Here is a 14,004-nt window from a genome sequence, read left to right as displayed (position 1 = left end):
TTCTACCCCAGATAGGCTTTGATCACGGCCGGATCCCTCTGGATTTCAGCCGGCGTCCCTTCAGCGATCACCCGGCCGAAGTCCAGCACTACGATCCGGTCGGCCAGGTCCATCACGACGCCCATGTCGTGTTCCACAAGCACCACCGGGATCTTCCGCGCCTCGCGCACGTCGAGGATGAAGCGCGCGAGATCTTCTTTCTCCTCGGAGTTCATTCCGGCCATCGGCTCGTCCAAAAGCAGGATAGAGGGCTCTTGCGCCAAGGCGCGGCCCAGATCGACGCGCTTGCGCAACCCGTAGCCCAGCGTGCCCACCTGCCGGTTTCGGATCGCCTCGATCTCGAGAAATTCCACGATTTCCTCAACAGCCTCGCGATGTTCGGTTTCCTCGCGCATCACCGGCCCGTAGTGGAAGAAGGCCTGGACTACATTCGAACGCATAAGGGTGTGGCGGCCAATCAGGATGTTCTCGACCACGGTCAACCCCCCGAAGAGGTGCGTTCCCTGAAAGGTGCGTGCCAAGCCTCTGCGGGCGATCTGGTCCACGCGGAGGCCGGTCACATCCTGCCCGATGAGTTCGACGCACCCCTGCTGGGGGCGGTAAAAACCGGCAGTGACGTTCAGAAACGATGTCTTTCCTGCACCATTGGGGCCGATGATCGCCAAAAGCTCGTCCTCGCGCACCTCGATAGAGACGTCATCCAGCGCCGTCACTCCGCCGAACCGAAGGGTGGCGCTGCGGACGGCAAGCGGCGGTGCCTGTCGCTCTTTTCGCGCGGCGGTCATGAGCACGCGATGCCGTCACGCATTCCTGGCGGCGGGCGCAGGGAACGTGAGTCATCACACCGGCCACAGGTCCGTTCGCTACCGATCAACGATCTTCCTCCCGTCGACCCTGTCGTTTGTGCAGGGCTTCAGCAAACCCCACCGAACAATCTAACAGACGTTAGAATTCGAATCAACTGCCCTCTCTTTACTGTCGTCCGACCTGTGGACTTGCCTTCTTTGCGCTTGGATAGGTGAGCGGCTGGGGCAAAGACGGCATCCGGAGGATACGCACATGCGCTGAAGCGCAGGACCGACAAGCTGGCTGCCACGATGACCGGTACGCTGATGGCGCGGTTCAGACGGGACGGGTGTCAGCGGAAAGGCGCAGTCGAGGCAGGCCTCAGTTGGCCTCGCGCTCGATCCAGGTCTCCAGGACGTGGCGCTGGATCTTGCCGCTGGTCGAGCGCGGGAAGTCTTCGAAAGCGATGAAGCGGATCTCGCGCGGCCGCTTATAGCCGGCCAGTTGATCGCGGCAAAGCCGCATCAGCTCGTCGGCATCGGGGCCGTCGACGTGCCGTGCCACGAAGGCCACCGGGCGTTCGCCCCAGCGCAGGTCCCCGGACTTTACGACGGCGGCATCGATCACCTTCGGATGCGCCAGCAGCACCCGCTCGATCTCGGCTGGATAGACGTTTTCCCCACCCGACTTGATAAGATACTTGGCGCGGTCCACGAAGTCGATGGTGCCGTCCGCATTGCGGCGGAAGACATCGCCCATATGAAAAAAGCCACCGCGAAAGTCGCGGGCGTTGGTCTCGTCGGCATTCCAGTACCCGGAAAATAGCGTGGGGCCGCGCACGGCCATTTCTCCGGGCGTTCCATCCGCCACCTCGCGCCCCTCCGGATCGACCAGCCGCACCTCGCAGAAGGCGCTGGCGCGCTTCGACAGACGTTTCGGCGCGACGCCCACCGGGATCAGCTCGGCCGTGGCCGGCGGCAGCCCCGTTTCGGTCGCGCCGAAGGAGTTGAGATAGGGCGCGCCGATCAGCGACGTGAGTTCTGCAATCTGATGCGGCGGCACCAGATCGGCCATAGCGCCGCAGACCCTGACGCCTCTGATCGGCAGAGGATTGGCGCGACGTTCCGCGATGAAGGCGTCGATCGCGCCCGGCATCATTATGAACCAGCCGACCTTGTGGCGGCTCAGCGCCTCATTGATGACCGCCGGCTGCAGCCCATCGACCATCACCACGGGGCCACCGCGCAAGATCGTGGCTAGCGCATGGTCGGTCGACGCCATATGGAACATCGGCGCCCAGGCGATGAAGGCGTCATCAGGCTGGAGCGCGAGCTGCGCCGCAAAAACCATGGCACGCGCGATATGGGCGCGATGACTGATGAGTGCGCCCTTGGGCAGCCCAGTGGTGCCGGAGGTGTAAAGGATGGTCAGCCCCGCCTCCACGTCATTCACCAGCGCGTCGATGCGCGGATCGGGCTCTGCTCCAGCCAGTGCGGCCTCCCAGTCGGGGCCGATTTCCAGAACCGGCAGGTGCGAAACCGCGTCCAAGGCCGCGCGCAACTCTGGCTCGACCACGGCCAGAACCGGTTCAACCAGGTCGATGCAGTGCTTGAGCTCCGGCGCGGTCAGCCTCCAGTTCAAACAGGCGACGATCGCCCCGATCCCGGCGGCGGCCAGTTGCAGTTCAAGGTACTCGGCGCGATTGTTCGACAGGATCACCAGCCGGTCCCCGGTCTTTACCCCCCGCGCCAGAAGCACCGCAGCGAGACGGTCCACACGGCCCAGAAGGGTGCCGTAGCTGTGTCTTATCTCTCCGTTCTCGAGCGCAAGCGCATCTTGTTGCTCGCGCGCTCTCGTGCGAAACATCGAAAAGACATCTGCCCGCCCGGCGCGGGCCACCTCCGGCAGCATGATGCTCCTCCCTGGCAATCGTTCCTGGTTGTTCACAAAGACTGGGCGAGGCGCACTCCTTCATCGATCGCACGCAGCGCATCGAGTTCAGCCGCCTCGGCCGCACCGCCGATCATCGTGGCGGAAATGCCGCGGGCCGCAAGCGCCTCGACCAGCGTCCGTACGGGTTCCTGTCCCGTACAGAGAACGATCGTATCGGCGGCGATAACTTTTGTCTCGCCGTTCGAAAGGACGTGGAGCCCCCCATCGTCGATACGCTGGTAGACCACGCCCGCTAAGGTCTCGACTCCGTGTTTGCGTAACGCGTTGCGCAGGATCCAGCCGGTCGAAATGCCAAGCCCCTGTCCCACCTTGCTCGTCTTGCGCTGCAGCATCACCACTTTGCGCTTTGCAGGCACCGCGGCCAGTGGATCGCCCGCCAGCGCGCCGGCGTTCCTGAATTGTCCGTCCACACCCCACGTGTCGAAAAAGGCCGCGTTCTCGTTGGCCTCAGCCGGATGGGTGACAAGGAATTCGGCCACGTCATGGCCGATCCCGCCGGCGCCCATGATGGCCACGGTCTGTCCCGCCTCCCGTGCGCCGCAGAGGATCTCGGCATAGGTGGCGACCTTGGGATGATCTATGCCCGGAATGTCCGGAATGCGAGGGGTCACGCCTGAGGCGATCACCACATGGTCGAACCCGGCAAGATCGTCGGCAGTGGCGCGACAGCCCAGCCGCAGGGTGACGCCGTGCCTGTCCATCTGAGCAGTGTAATAACGCAGCGTTTCGTCGAACTCGTGCTTGCCCGGGGCCGCACGTGCCAGGTTGAGCTGCCCGCCCAGCCGGTTCTCTGCCTCGAAAAGAGTGACCGCGTGCCCAAGCCGCGCGGCCTCGGCCGCCGTGGCCATACCCGCCGCCCCGCCGCCGACGATCGCCACCTTCTTCGGGGTCTCGCTCGGGGTGTCACGGAATTCCGTCTCGCGGCCGGCGCGCGGATTGACAAGGCAGCTTGCCGGACGGTCCGAGAAGATGAAATCCAGACATGCCTGATTGCAGGCGATGCAGGTGTTGATCTCATGGGCCCGACCCTCGCGCACCTTCTTCACGAAATGAGGGTCGGCGAGGAAGGGCCGCGCCATCGAGACCATGTCGGCATCTCCCGAGGCCAGGATGTCCTCGGCGACCTCGGGGGTATTGATTCGGTTCGAGGCCACCACCGGGATCGACACCGCCGCCTTCACGTTGGCCGCCGCCTTCCGCCAGGCGCCACGCGGTACTGGGTAGGCGATCGTTGGCACGCGCGCCTCGTGCCAGCCGATTCCGGTGTTCAGAATGTCGGCGCCGGCGGCCTCGATCTTGCGGGCGAGCGCGGCGATCTCTTCGGCGGGCGCGCCGCCCTCGACAAGATCGGCCGCCGAAATACGGTAGATGACCAGCAAATCCGGTCCGCAGCGGTCGCGCACCGCGCGCACGATTTCGACCGCGAAGCGGTGCCGGTTGTCGGCGCTGCCACCCCACTCGTCCTCGCGTTTGTTGGTGTGGGTCACGGTGAATTCATTAATGAGATAGCCTTCGGAGCCCATTATTTCGACGCCATCGAAACCGGCAGATTGCGCGTTGAGCGCTGCCTGGGCGAAATCTTCAATGGTGTGCAGAATATCCTGTTCGCTCATCTCCCGCGGGGAATAGGGGTTTATCGGCGCCCGAATCGGCGAAGGTGCCACGCAACCTTCAAACTTGGCATAACGCCCCGCGTGGCAGATCTGCGCGCAAATCAGGCTGCCTTCCTGATGGACTGCATCGCAAATCGGCTTGAGGCTCAGCGCCTGCTGCGGATCGTCGAGCCGCGGACCTTCCGGATCGAACATGCCTTCGGCGTTGGGCGAAAAACCGCCAGTCACGATGACTGCCGCTTCGCCGTGCGCGCGTTCACGATAGAACGCGACCTGTCTTTCGATACCGTTCGCTTCGGTTTCAAGCCGCGTGTGCATCGAGCCCATAATGACCCGGTTTCGCAGATCGTGGACGCCGGCCCGGATCGGGGACAGCAATTTCTCGAAGGTTCTTCCGCGCCTGTCGGACATATCCACGTTACCTCCCATTGCATCTTGCCAAGCATTCTAACGTTTGTTAGGTTTTTTGGGAAGTGAGATTCACAGGCTCGGGAGGGCTATCACGTGCAGTTTCAACCGACAGATGACCAGCAGGCCTTTCGAGAGACAGCACAGCGTTTCGCACGTGAAAAGCTGGCCGAGAGTTATCAGAAGCGGGCAACCGAGCACGTGATGGATCGCGGGCTCATCAAGGAGATGGGGGCGCTTGGGCTGATCGGCGCCGATCTGCCCGAGGAGTTCGGCGGGTTGGGCGAGAGCTCCGTCACGGCCGGATTGATCGTCGAGGAAATCGCGCGGGCCGATTTCAATGTCAGCTACATCCAGCTTCTGGGGTCGCTGATGGGCGGCATGGTCGCGAAACACGCCTTGCCCGACATCGCCAAGGAATGGGTGCCCCGCGTCACGGCGGGTGAGGCGGTGATAGGGTTGGGATTGACCGAGCCGCGCGGCGGATCGGACGCGGCGAACCTGCAACTCAGGGCCGCCAAATCCGGCAACGGCTGGCGGCTGAACGGCGAGAAAACGTCGATGAGCTTTGCCGCGCAGGCCGACGCGGCGGTGGTCTTTGCCCGTACCGGCGATCCAGAGGGCGGATCGCGGGGCGTCAGTGCGTTCCTTGTGGACCTGAATGAAAAGGGCATCAACCGCACGCATTTCGACGACATTGGCACCAAGCCCGTGGGGCGCGGTTCGGTCTTCTTTGACGACGTCTTCGTCCCCTCCCAATGCCTGATGGCCGAGCAGGACCGTGCCTTCGGCACGATCATGGCTGGCTTCGACTATTCCCGAGCGCTGATCGGGTTGGAATGTCTGGGCGCGGCGCAGGCCTCGGTGGACGAGACCTGGACTTATGTGCAGGAACGCGAAGCCTTCGGTGCGCCGCTGGCGCAGTATCAGGGGGTCAGCTTCCCGCTGGCCGAGGCCGAAACGCAGCTCACCATGATGCGACAGCTTTGCTACTACACGCTCGATCTGCGCGACCGTGGCCTGCCGCACACCAAGGAGGCGGCGATGTGCAAGTGGTACGTGCCGAAAACCGCGTGCGAGATCATCCATCAGTGCCTGATCCTGCATGGCCACTACGGCTATACCACCGACCTGCCTCATCATCAGCGCTACAACGATGTTCTGGGCCTGCAGATCGGCGACGGTACCGCGCAAATCCAGAAGCTCGTCATCGCGCGCGAGAAGGTCGGCCGCATGGCGCTGCAATACGACAGGAAGGCCAAGGGAGGCGCGAAATGAGCGTTCCCGTCAATGTCAGCGCCGAGGGCAGCGTCGGCATTATCGAGCTCGCCCGCCCCGACAAGTTCAACTGCCTGTCGCTGGAAATCCACGAGTGTATCTCCAGGGCCCGCGAAAGCTTTGAGGCCGACCGCGACATCTGCTCGATCCTGATCTGCGCACAGGGAAAGCACTTCTGCACCGGCGCCGACCTGACCGAGGTGAAAGGCAAGATGAGCGATGCGCAGGCGCTGGACCACTTCATCGCCTTTGGGATGGAAGGGCTTCGCAGGCTGGAACAGAGCCGTCTCCCCGTGGTCGTCGCGGTGCAGGGCCTTTGCCTGGCCGGCGGGCTCGAGCTGATGCTGTCCTGCGATGTCTGTTTCGCCGCGGAAAGCGCTCAGTTCGGCGACCAGCACGCGCAGTTCGGGCTGATCCCCGGCTGGGGCGGCAGCCAGCGGCTGACCCGGCTGATGGGCCTGCGCCGGGCGCTCGATCTGATGTTCTCGGCCCGCTGGCTGAAGGCGGACGAGGCGAAGCAGGCCGGACTGGTGAATTACGTCGTGCCGGACCAAGAGCTGCGCCAGGCGGCGTTGAACTACTGCGTGACGATCTCCACCCGCTCACGGCCCGGCATCGCCGAGATGAAGCGCCTGGCGCGCGAAGGCGCCGACATGGGCCTCGACCAGCAGATGCGGCTGGAGCGCGACGCTGCCGTGCGCGCGCTACGAAGCGAGGACGTGGCCGAAGGGCTGGACGCATTCGAAAACCGGCGCGCGCCGGCCTTCAAAGCCTGACAAAAGGTGCGGGATGGACTTCACGCTAAACGATGAGCAGCGCCAGATCTACGACTACGGCGCCCAGCTCGCGCAGAAATTCGACAACGCCTACTGGCTGGATCACGCCCGCCGGCACGCCTTTCCCAAAGAGATGTTCCAGCAGATCGCCGAGGACGGCTTTCTCGGCATCATGGTACCCCGAGGAATATGGCGGTGCCGGTCTCGGCATGACCGAGATGGCGCTCTTCATGGAGGGCACGGCGAACCACGGCATCCCGCTCCTGATGATGGTGGTCGGCCCCACCATGTCGCTGGCACATATCGCCAGCCACGGGACCGAGTTTCACAAGAAGGAGTTGTTGCCCCTGGCTTGCCGCGGCGAGATCCAGTTCTGCTTTGCGATCACCGAACCGGGCGCGGGGTCCAACACGATCAAGGCCACGACGCTTGCCAGGCGCAAGGGCAACCGTTTTGCGCTAACGGGGGAAAAGACCTTCATCACCGGCGCCGACGTCTCCGACTACTGCCTGGTGGTGGCGCGCACCAAGCCTCACACCGAGGTCTCCCGCAAGACCGACGGCTTCACGCTGTTCGCCGTGGACCTGAAGAAGAAGGGCGTAGAAATGCAGCGGGTGAAGGTCTCGATCCCACTGCCGGAAGAACAATGGACGCTGTTCTTCGACGAGGTGGATCTCGGTCCCGAGGATATCGTGGGCGAGGTGGACGACGGCTTTTCGATCCTGTTCGATTCGCTCAATCCCGAACGCATCATCCTGGCGGCGCTTTGCTGCGGCATTGGCCGGTTCGCCTTACGGAAGGCAGTGGCCTATGCTTGCGAGCGCAACGTCTTTGGTCAGCCGATCGGCGCGCACCAGGGCGTGCAGCATCCGCTGGCCAAGGCCCACACGGCCGTGGAAATGGCGAGCCTGATGACCCACCGCGCGGCCTGGGAATTCGACAACAAGCTTTCGGCCGGCGCCTCGTCGAACATGGCGAAATATGCCGCCGCCGAGGCCGGGATCGAAGCCGTGGACGCCGCCCTTCAGGCGCATGGCGGGTCGGGTTTCACGGAAGATACCGGGCTGTACGAGCTTTATCCGCTGGTGCGCCTGCTACGCACCGCGCCGGTGAACCGTGAACTGTGCCTCAGCTTTATTGGCGAGAAGGTAATGGGTCTGCCGCGGTCGCATTGATCGCGAAAAACCCAGGGAGGAAAGCATGCAACACGGAATGCGCTTCCGGCGGGCCGATGCCGGCGCGAAGGCCAACGACCGGTTCTGGCACGAGATCGAGGGCATGCCGCTCGACGAGGTGCGCCGCATCCAGGAGGAGCGGCTGGTCGAGCAGATGGCCTATCTCAAGGCCAACTCGCCCTTCTACCAAGACAAGTTCGCTGCGGCCGGCATCGATTTCGATGAGATCCGCACCATTGAGGATCTGCAGAGGCTGCCCTTCACCTACAAGACCGAGATACGCGAAAGCCTGTCGGCCGAGCCGCCTTTCGGCCGCCACCGCGCCGCGCCCGTGGAAGACATCATCCAGATGCAGGCGTCCTCGGGGACGACCGGCAGCCCCTCCTACGTGGCGTTGACAGAATCCGATGCCGAGATGTGGCACGAGATGACGGCGCGCTGCTTCTTCGCCAACGGCGTGCGGCCCGGCGACATGGTGCTGCACGCCTTCTCGCTCGCCAAGGGCTTCGTAGGCGGCATCCCGGTGATGCAAGGCCTGCAATATATGGGCTCCATCGACGTGCCGGTGGGAGCCGACGGCGGCGCCGACCGGCTCCTGCGCGCCTGCGCCGACACGCGCCCGCGCTGCGTCGTCGGGGCGCCGAATTTCGTGATCCACCTGGCCGAAAAGGCCGAAGAGGTGCTGGGCGTTCCAGCGAGCAGACTGGGCGTGGAACGAGTCGTCGTCGGCGGGGAGCCGGGCGGCGGCATTCCGGCGATCCGCGCCAAGATCGAAAAACTGTGGGGCGCCAAGTGCACCGAGATGCTGGGCGGTACCCGACCTGGGCGTGACCTACTGGGCCGAGTGTGACCAGCAGTCGGGCATGCACATGGTCAACATGGACTACGTTTTGACCGAACTGCTCGATCCCGAGACCGGCAAGATCATCCCTTGGGCGGAGGGCGCCAGTGGCGAGATGATCTACACCGCCCTCGGCCGCCGGGCGAGCCCGCTGGTGCGCTTCCGCTCTGGCGATTTCATCGAGGTCTTGGGCACGACCTGCGCCTGCGGCCGGTCGGGTCCCAAGATCCGCTGCACAGGGCGCACCGACGACATGCTGATCGTGCGCGGGGCCAACGTGTTTCCCTCGGCGATCAACAGCATCGTCAACGAGATGGTGCCGCAAACGAACGGCGTGATGCGTGTGGTGGCCGATTTCGAGGGCCACACCACGCAGGAACCACTGAAGATCATCGTCGAACGCGGTCCCGACCGCGACCGAGACGGTGACGCGAACCTGAAGAAGAAGATCGAGCAGCGCCTGCGCGACGCCCTGGTGTTCCGGGCCGATGTCCGGATCGTCGATGCCGACACCTTCGAAAAGCCGGGCGCGGCCAAAGTGGCCTTCGTGTTGAGAAAGCTACCCCGATCTGCCATGACGAAGCTGAAGTCCCTGGTCAACACCGGGTCGGAAGACTTCCGGGCCAATGACACGCATTACCGCGCCAAAGTGGCCGAGCTGCACGCGCTGCGGCTCAGCCAACGCGTCGGCGGGCCGGAAAGCGCACGGGCGCGCCACGTGAAGAAGGGCAAGTTCCTGCCGCGCGAGCGCGTCGAGCGGCTGATCGACCCGGGCGCGCCGTTCCTCGAGCTCGGCGAACTCGCCGGGCTCGACAAGCTACGACGGCGTGCCGCCCGGCGCGGGCATCATCACTGGCATCGGCGTGATTGAGGGCCGCCACTGCATGATCATCGCCAACGACGCCACGGTGAAGGGCGGCACCTATTTCGGCATGACCTGCCGTAAGCACGTGCGCGCCCAGCGGATCGCCTGGGCCAATCGCCTGCCGGTCGTCACACTGGTCGATTCCGGCGGCGCGTTTTTGCCTGACCAGGAGAACATCTTTCCCGACGAGGGCCAGTTCGGCTCGATATTTCACAACCAGGTCGGGATGTCGGGCGACGGCGTGCCGCAGATCGCCGTGGTCATGGGCCCCTGCACCGCCGGCGGCGCCTATATCCCGGCGCTTTGCGACGAGGTGGTCATCGTGCGCGGCCAGGGCTTCATGTATCTCGGCGGGCCGGAACTCACCTTCGCCGCCACTGGGGAGAAGGTCGACAACGAGACCCTCGGCGGCGGCAAGATGCACTGCTCGGTCTCGGGCGTGACCGACCATCTCGCCGAGGACGACGCCCACGCGCTCGCCATTACGCGAGAAATCGTCAAGCACCTGGGCGAGAAGCTCTCCCCGCGCAAGACGCCGGCGTCGCCGCGCGACCCGGCCTACGCGGTAGAAGAGATCTACGGCATCGTCAGCCGGGACCCCAAAGTACCCACCGAGAACCGCGAGATCGTGGCGCGGCTGGTCGACGGCAGCGATTTCCACGAGTTCAAACCGCTCTACGGCGACACTTTGATGACCGGCTGGGGCCGCATTCACGGGCACGAGGTGGGGATTCTCGCCAATACCGGCGTGCTGTTCGTCGAAGCGGCGCTGAAGGCCACGCATTTCATCAATCTCTGCGTGCAGCGCGATATTCCGCTGCTGTTCCTGGCCGATGTCAACGGCTTCATGGTGGGCCGCGAGGTCGAGCAGATGGGAATCGCCAAGGCGGGCGCCAAGATGATCACCGCCATGTCCTCGGCGCGGGTGCCGAAGTTCACCATCATCACCGGGGGTTCTTACGGAGCAGGATACCTGGCCATGTTGGGCCGCCCCTTCCAGCCCGACGCGATGTTCGCCTGGCCGACCGGCCGCGCTGCGATCATGGGGCCGGAACAGGCGGCGAGCGTATTGGCCCAGGTGCGCGCCCAGATCAACGAGCGCGAGGGCAAGACCTGGACGAAGGAGGAGGAAGAGGCCTTCAAGGCGCCTATCCGCAAGGAATACGAGGATTTCCAGGGCGCCTACAACTTCGCCTCCAACCTCTGGGTCGACAGCGTGATCGAGCCCTGCGAGACCCGTGACGTCATGGCGCTGCTGCTCGACATCACCTCACGGCGGCGAAAGGTCGAAACCCATTTCGGCGTTTTCAGGATGTGAGGCGGTGACAGTGAGGATCAAGACGCTTCTCATCGCCAACCGCGGCGAAATCGCCTGCCGGATCGCCCGCACGGCGCGGATACGGGGCGTCCGGCCTGTCGCCGTACATTCCGAAGCCGACGTAAACGCGCTCCACGTGCGCGAGATCGGCCACTCGATCTGCATCGGCGGCGGGCCGGCCTCGGAAAGCTATCTACGCATCGACGCCGTGCTGGCCGCGGCGAAGGCCACCGGGGCCGACGCCGTCCATCCCGGCTACGGTTTCCTCGCCGAGAACCCCGAATTCGCCCGCGCGGTCGAGGCCGCCGGTCTGATCTTCATCGGACCGACGCCGGAAACCCTGGAACGGTTCGGCGACAAGGCCAGCGCCAAGGATGCCGCCATCGCGGCCGGCCTGCCGGTGATCTCGGGCGCCGCGGGCGCCCTGTCCGATCCCGATCAAATCGCCGCCGAAGTGCGCCGGATGGGGCTGCCCGTGCTGCTCAAGGCCGTGGGCGGCGGCGGCGGACGTGGACAGCGGTTGGTGGCAGACGAAAAGACCCTGATGACCGACATCGAGGGTGCGCTGCGCGAGGCGAAGTCTACCTTCGGCTCGGAAGGTCTCCTGCTGGAACGGTTCCTCCCCGAGGCCCGCCATGTGGAGGTGCAGATCGCCGGCGATGGCAAGGGCCACGTCGTGCATCTTTTCGAGCGCGATTGCACGCTGCAGCGCCGGCATCAGAAGGTGATCGAGGAAGCCCCCGCCTGGGGGCTGCCCCGCGACCTGCTCGAACGGATCGCCCAGGACGCCGTGCGGCTGGGGGAGACGCTCGACTACCGCGGGCTCGGCACGGTGGAGTTCCTGGTGGCGGGCGAGGATTATTTTTTCCTCGAGGTGAACCCGCGCATCCAGGTGGAACATCCCGTGACCGAGGCGATCACCGGGCTCGACCTCGTGGCGTTGCATCTGCGTATTGCCGAGGGTGCGGGCCTTGGCCTGAAGCAAGACGATCTGACGATTGACGGTCACGCCATCGAGGCACGGCTCTATGCCGAGGACCCGTCGATGCAATTCGCTCCTTCCACCGGCACGCTGACCACGTTGAGCCTGCCCGACGGTCTGCGCATCGACAGCGGCGTCGAGGTAGGCGATGCCGTCACCCCCTACTACGATCCGATGATCGCCAAGCTGATCATCCACGCGCCCGACCGCGAGACAGCGCTGGCGCGGCTCGCGCTGTCGCTGGATCATGTCGCGGTCGAAGGCGTCGAGACCAACCGCGCCTTCCTCGCCGCGCTCGCCCGCAACGCCGATTTCGGGAAAATGAACGTCCACACCCGCTGGATCGACGAGCGGCTGGACGATCTGACCGCGGCGGCGAAAGTGCCGGGCGCCCGGCTCTGGAAGGCCATGGCAGCGGTGCTTTTCGTCACCCGCGGGCGCTCAGACGGCGCCGCCGAACCTTGGTCGAACCGCGACCTCTTTACCAACTGGCGGCTCGGCCTTGGCGGCGACGCAATGGAGGCGGGCCAGCGCGTGATGCTGACCGACGCAGCGGGAAGGTTTGAGGAGCTCTGCGTCGGTCCGGTCCGCTCCGGCGACACCTACACGGTCTACGGCAGCGACGGACACGCCCTCACTTTCTCCTGCCGTGAGATCGCGCCGGGCCGGTGGCGCGTGGCGCGTGGCGAGACGGTAGACATGGCAACCGCGCGCCTTTATTCCGAGGTGATCGAGATCGACGCTGCGCCGGGCCGGCTTGTCTTCCGCCCGGCACCACCCTTGGCCTCGGCCGGCGGCGACAGCGCTGCCGAAAGGATCGTCGTCTCGCCACTAACCGGAATGATCGTCGACGTCAAAGTGTCCGAAGGCGACGCGATAACGGAGGGCGATGTCGTAGCGGTCCTGGAATCAATGAAGCTCGAGATCTCCATCAAGGCATCTGCCTCCGGCATGGCCGCGAATGTTGCGGTTTCCAAAGGCATGATGGTGGATCGCGGCCAGATGATCGCCGAGATCATACCATTCGAAAAGGAACAGGCATGACCGACTTTCCCAAGTTCGTAGAGTTTCGTGAAGAAGGCCCGCGCGAGGGCTTTCAGATCGAAAGCAAGCCCTACCCCATCGAACAGCGGATCGAACTGATCGACATGCTCAGCGATACCGGGCTGAATCGCATTCAGGTGGGTAGCTTCGTCAGCCCCAGATACGTGCCGCAGATGTCTGATACGGGCGAGCTGTTCCAGCGCATCAAGCGCAAGCCCGGTGTGAAATACACCTCGCTCTGGCTGAACGAGAAGGGGTTCCGCAAGGCGTTGACCGCGCATGAAGTCGATATCGACCCGCGTCTTTTGTTCTATCCGTCTGAAGCTTTCGCACAGGCAAACAACAACTGCTCCTCAGCGGAGATGCGCGAGCGGCAGCGCGAGTGGGTGCGGCTCTACAGGGAAGCGGGCTACACCGTCGATGCGGCCTATGTGATGACCGCGTTCGGCTGCAACCTGCAGGGACCGATTCCGCAGGAGCAGGTCCTGAACGACTTCCGCTTTGTCCTCCAACTTTGCGAGGAAGAGGATATTCCGGTACCTATCCTCGTGATCGCCGACACGATGGGCTGGGGCAACCCAGAGGCGGTCAAGCGCATGATCGGCGCCCTGCGCGAGATTGCGCCCGGGGCGCGCATCGGAATGCATCTTCACGACACGCGCGGGCTGGGCATCGCCAACATCCATGCGGCGTTGTCAATGGGGGTGGACATGTTCGAAAGCTCGGTCGCCGGCCTTGGCGGCTGCCCCTTCGCCGGCCACGGCAACGCGCGCGCCGCGGGCAATGTCTGCACCGAGGACGCGGTTTTTCTGTGCCACGAGCTGGGCATCGAGACGGGCATCGACCTGGACAAGCTGATCGCCGCCTCGGTCAAGGCCGAAGAGATCATCGGCGCGCCTCTGATGGGCCGGGTGATGCATTCCGGCGGCCTCGCAAAATATCGCAAGGCGCGATGAGGAGGATTG

Annotated in this window: 10 protein-coding genes and 2 pseudogenes; 8 read left to right on the top strand and 4 right to left on the bottom strand. The window is 64.5% G+C overall.

Going from position 1 to position 14,004, the window contains the following annotated elements; genetic code table 11:
• Window positions 1-2: 2 nt before the first annotated feature.
• From LRS09_RS28630 to LRS09_RS28620, 3 genes are all read right to left on the bottom strand, one after another.
• Window positions 3-785 (bottom strand): ABC transporter ATP-binding protein, encoded by a 783-nt coding sequence (locus tag LRS09_RS28630; RefSeq protein WP_257810644.1) that lies wholly within the window; start codon window positions 783-785, stop codon window positions 3-5.
• A gap of 382 nt (window positions 786-1,167) precedes the next feature.
• Entirely contained in the window at window positions 1,168-2,697 is a 1,530-nt protein-coding gene (locus LRS09_RS28625; protein ID WP_257810602.1) for a class I adenylate-forming enzyme family protein, read from the bottom strand.
• Window positions 2,698-2,729: 32 nt separating this feature from the next.
• Window positions 2,730-4,763, bottom strand: a complete 2,034-nt coding sequence (locus LRS09_RS28620; RefSeq protein ID WP_257810643.1) for an FAD-dependent oxidoreductase — start codon at window positions 4,761-4,763, stop codon at window positions 2,730-2,732.
• 93 nt (window positions 4,764-4,856) lie between these two features.
• Here LRS09_RS28620 and LRS09_RS28615 point away from each other — a divergent pair, with 93 nt between their 5' ends.
• On the top strand, window positions 4,857-6,038 hold the full coding sequence (locus tag LRS09_RS28615; RefSeq protein ID WP_257810601.1) for an acyl-CoA dehydrogenase family protein: 1,182 nt from the start codon (window positions 4,857-4,859) through the stop codon (window positions 6,036-6,038).
• Window positions 6,035-6,814, top strand: coding sequence for an enoyl-CoA hydratase/isomerase family protein (locus LRS09_RS28610; RefSeq protein WP_257810600.1), 780 nt, complete (start codon window positions 6,035-6,037; stop codon window positions 6,812-6,814). Before LRS09_RS28615 ends, LRS09_RS28610 begins: the two co-directional genes overlap by 4 nt.
• Before the next feature lie 25 nt (window positions 6,815-6,839).
• Here LRS09_RS28610 and LRS09_RS28605 read toward each other — a convergent pair whose 3' ends face one another.
• Window positions 6,840-7,046, bottom strand: a complete 207-nt coding sequence (locus LRS09_RS28605; RefSeq protein ID WP_257810599.1) for a hypothetical protein — start codon at window positions 7,044-7,046, stop codon at window positions 6,840-6,842.
• Between LRS09_RS28605 and LRS09_RS28600 the strand changes: the two genes are divergently transcribed.
• From LRS09_RS28600 to LRS09_RS28575, 6 genes and pseudogenes are all read left to right on the top strand, one after another.
• Window positions 7,045-7,989, top strand: coding sequence for an acyl-CoA dehydrogenase family protein (locus LRS09_RS28600; protein WP_257810598.1), 945 nt, complete (start codon window positions 7,045-7,047; stop codon window positions 7,987-7,989). The two genes, LRS09_RS28605 and LRS09_RS28600, sit on opposite strands and share 2 nt — an antisense overlap.
• A gap of 25 nt (window positions 7,990-8,014) precedes the next feature.
• Window positions 8,015-8,839: a phenylacetate--CoA ligase family protein gene (locus tag LRS09_RS28595; RefSeq protein ID WP_257810596.1), complete on the top strand. Its 825-nt coding sequence runs from the start codon at window positions 8,015-8,017 to the stop codon at window positions 8,837-8,839.
• A gap of 13 nt (window positions 8,840-8,852) precedes the next feature.
• Window positions 8,853-9,341: pseudogene (locus tag LRS09_RS30525) on the top strand (phenylacetate--CoA ligase family protein); the annotation flags it as partial.
• Between the two features lie 63 nt (window positions 9,342-9,404).
• Window positions 9,405-11,013: pseudogene (locus LRS09_RS28585) on the top strand (acyl-CoA carboxylase subunit beta).
• A gap of 4 nt (window positions 11,014-11,017) precedes the next feature.
• Window positions 11,018-13,039 carry a biotin carboxylase N-terminal domain-containing protein gene (locus tag LRS09_RS28580; protein WP_257810595.1) on the top strand — a complete coding sequence of 674 codons (2,022 nt, stop codon included), beginning with the start codon at window positions 11,018-11,020 and terminating at the stop codon, window positions 13,037-13,039.
• Complete coding sequence (locus tag LRS09_RS28575) at window positions 13,036-13,995, top strand: hydroxymethylglutaryl-CoA lyase (protein WP_257810594.1); 960 nt, start codon at window positions 13,036-13,038, stop codon at window positions 13,993-13,995. The genes LRS09_RS28580 and LRS09_RS28575 overlap by 4 nt, the downstream gene beginning before the upstream one ends.
• Window positions 13,996-14,004: the final 9 nt, after the last annotated feature.

Source organism: Mesorhizobium sp. J428 (assembly GCF_024699925.1).
Classification (GTDB): domain Bacteria; phylum Pseudomonadota; class Alphaproteobacteria; order Rhizobiales; family Rhizobiaceae; genus Mesorhizobium_A.
Note: the sequence above shows the minus strand (reverse complement) of the source record. Positions and strands in the feature narration are given on the sequence as shown.

Excerpts from the sequence above, each read along its gene's own strand:
- LRS09_RS28600 (WP_257810598.1), top strand. The coding sequence starts at position 7,045 with ATGGAGGGCACGGCGAACCACGGCATCCCGCTCCTGATGATGGTGGTC.
- LRS09_RS28605 (WP_257810599.1), bottom strand. The coding sequence starts at position 7,046 with ATGAAGAGCGCCATCTCGGTCATGCCGAGACCGGCACCGCCATATTCC.
- LRS09_RS28620 (WP_257810643.1), bottom strand. The coding sequence starts at position 4,763 with ATGTCCGACAGGCGCGGAAGAACCTTCGAGAAATTGCTGTCCCCGATC.
- LRS09_RS28575 (WP_257810594.1), top strand. The coding sequence starts at position 13,036 with ATGACCGACTTTCCCAAGTTCGTAGAGTTTCGTGAAGAAGGCCCGCGC.
- LRS09_RS28630 (WP_257810644.1), bottom strand. The coding sequence starts at position 785 with ATGACCGCCGCGCGAAAAGAGCGACAGGCACCGCCGCTTGCCGTCCGC.
- LRS09_RS28595 (WP_257810596.1), top strand. The coding sequence starts at position 8,015 with ATGCAACACGGAATGCGCTTCCGGCGGGCCGATGCCGGCGCGAAGGCC.
- LRS09_RS28625 (WP_257810602.1), bottom strand. The coding sequence starts at position 2,697 with ATGCTGCCGGAGGTGGCCCGCGCCGGGCGGGCAGATGTCTTTTCGATG.
- LRS09_RS28610 (WP_257810600.1), top strand. The coding sequence starts at position 6,035 with ATGAGCGTTCCCGTCAATGTCAGCGCCGAGGGCAGCGTCGGCATTATC.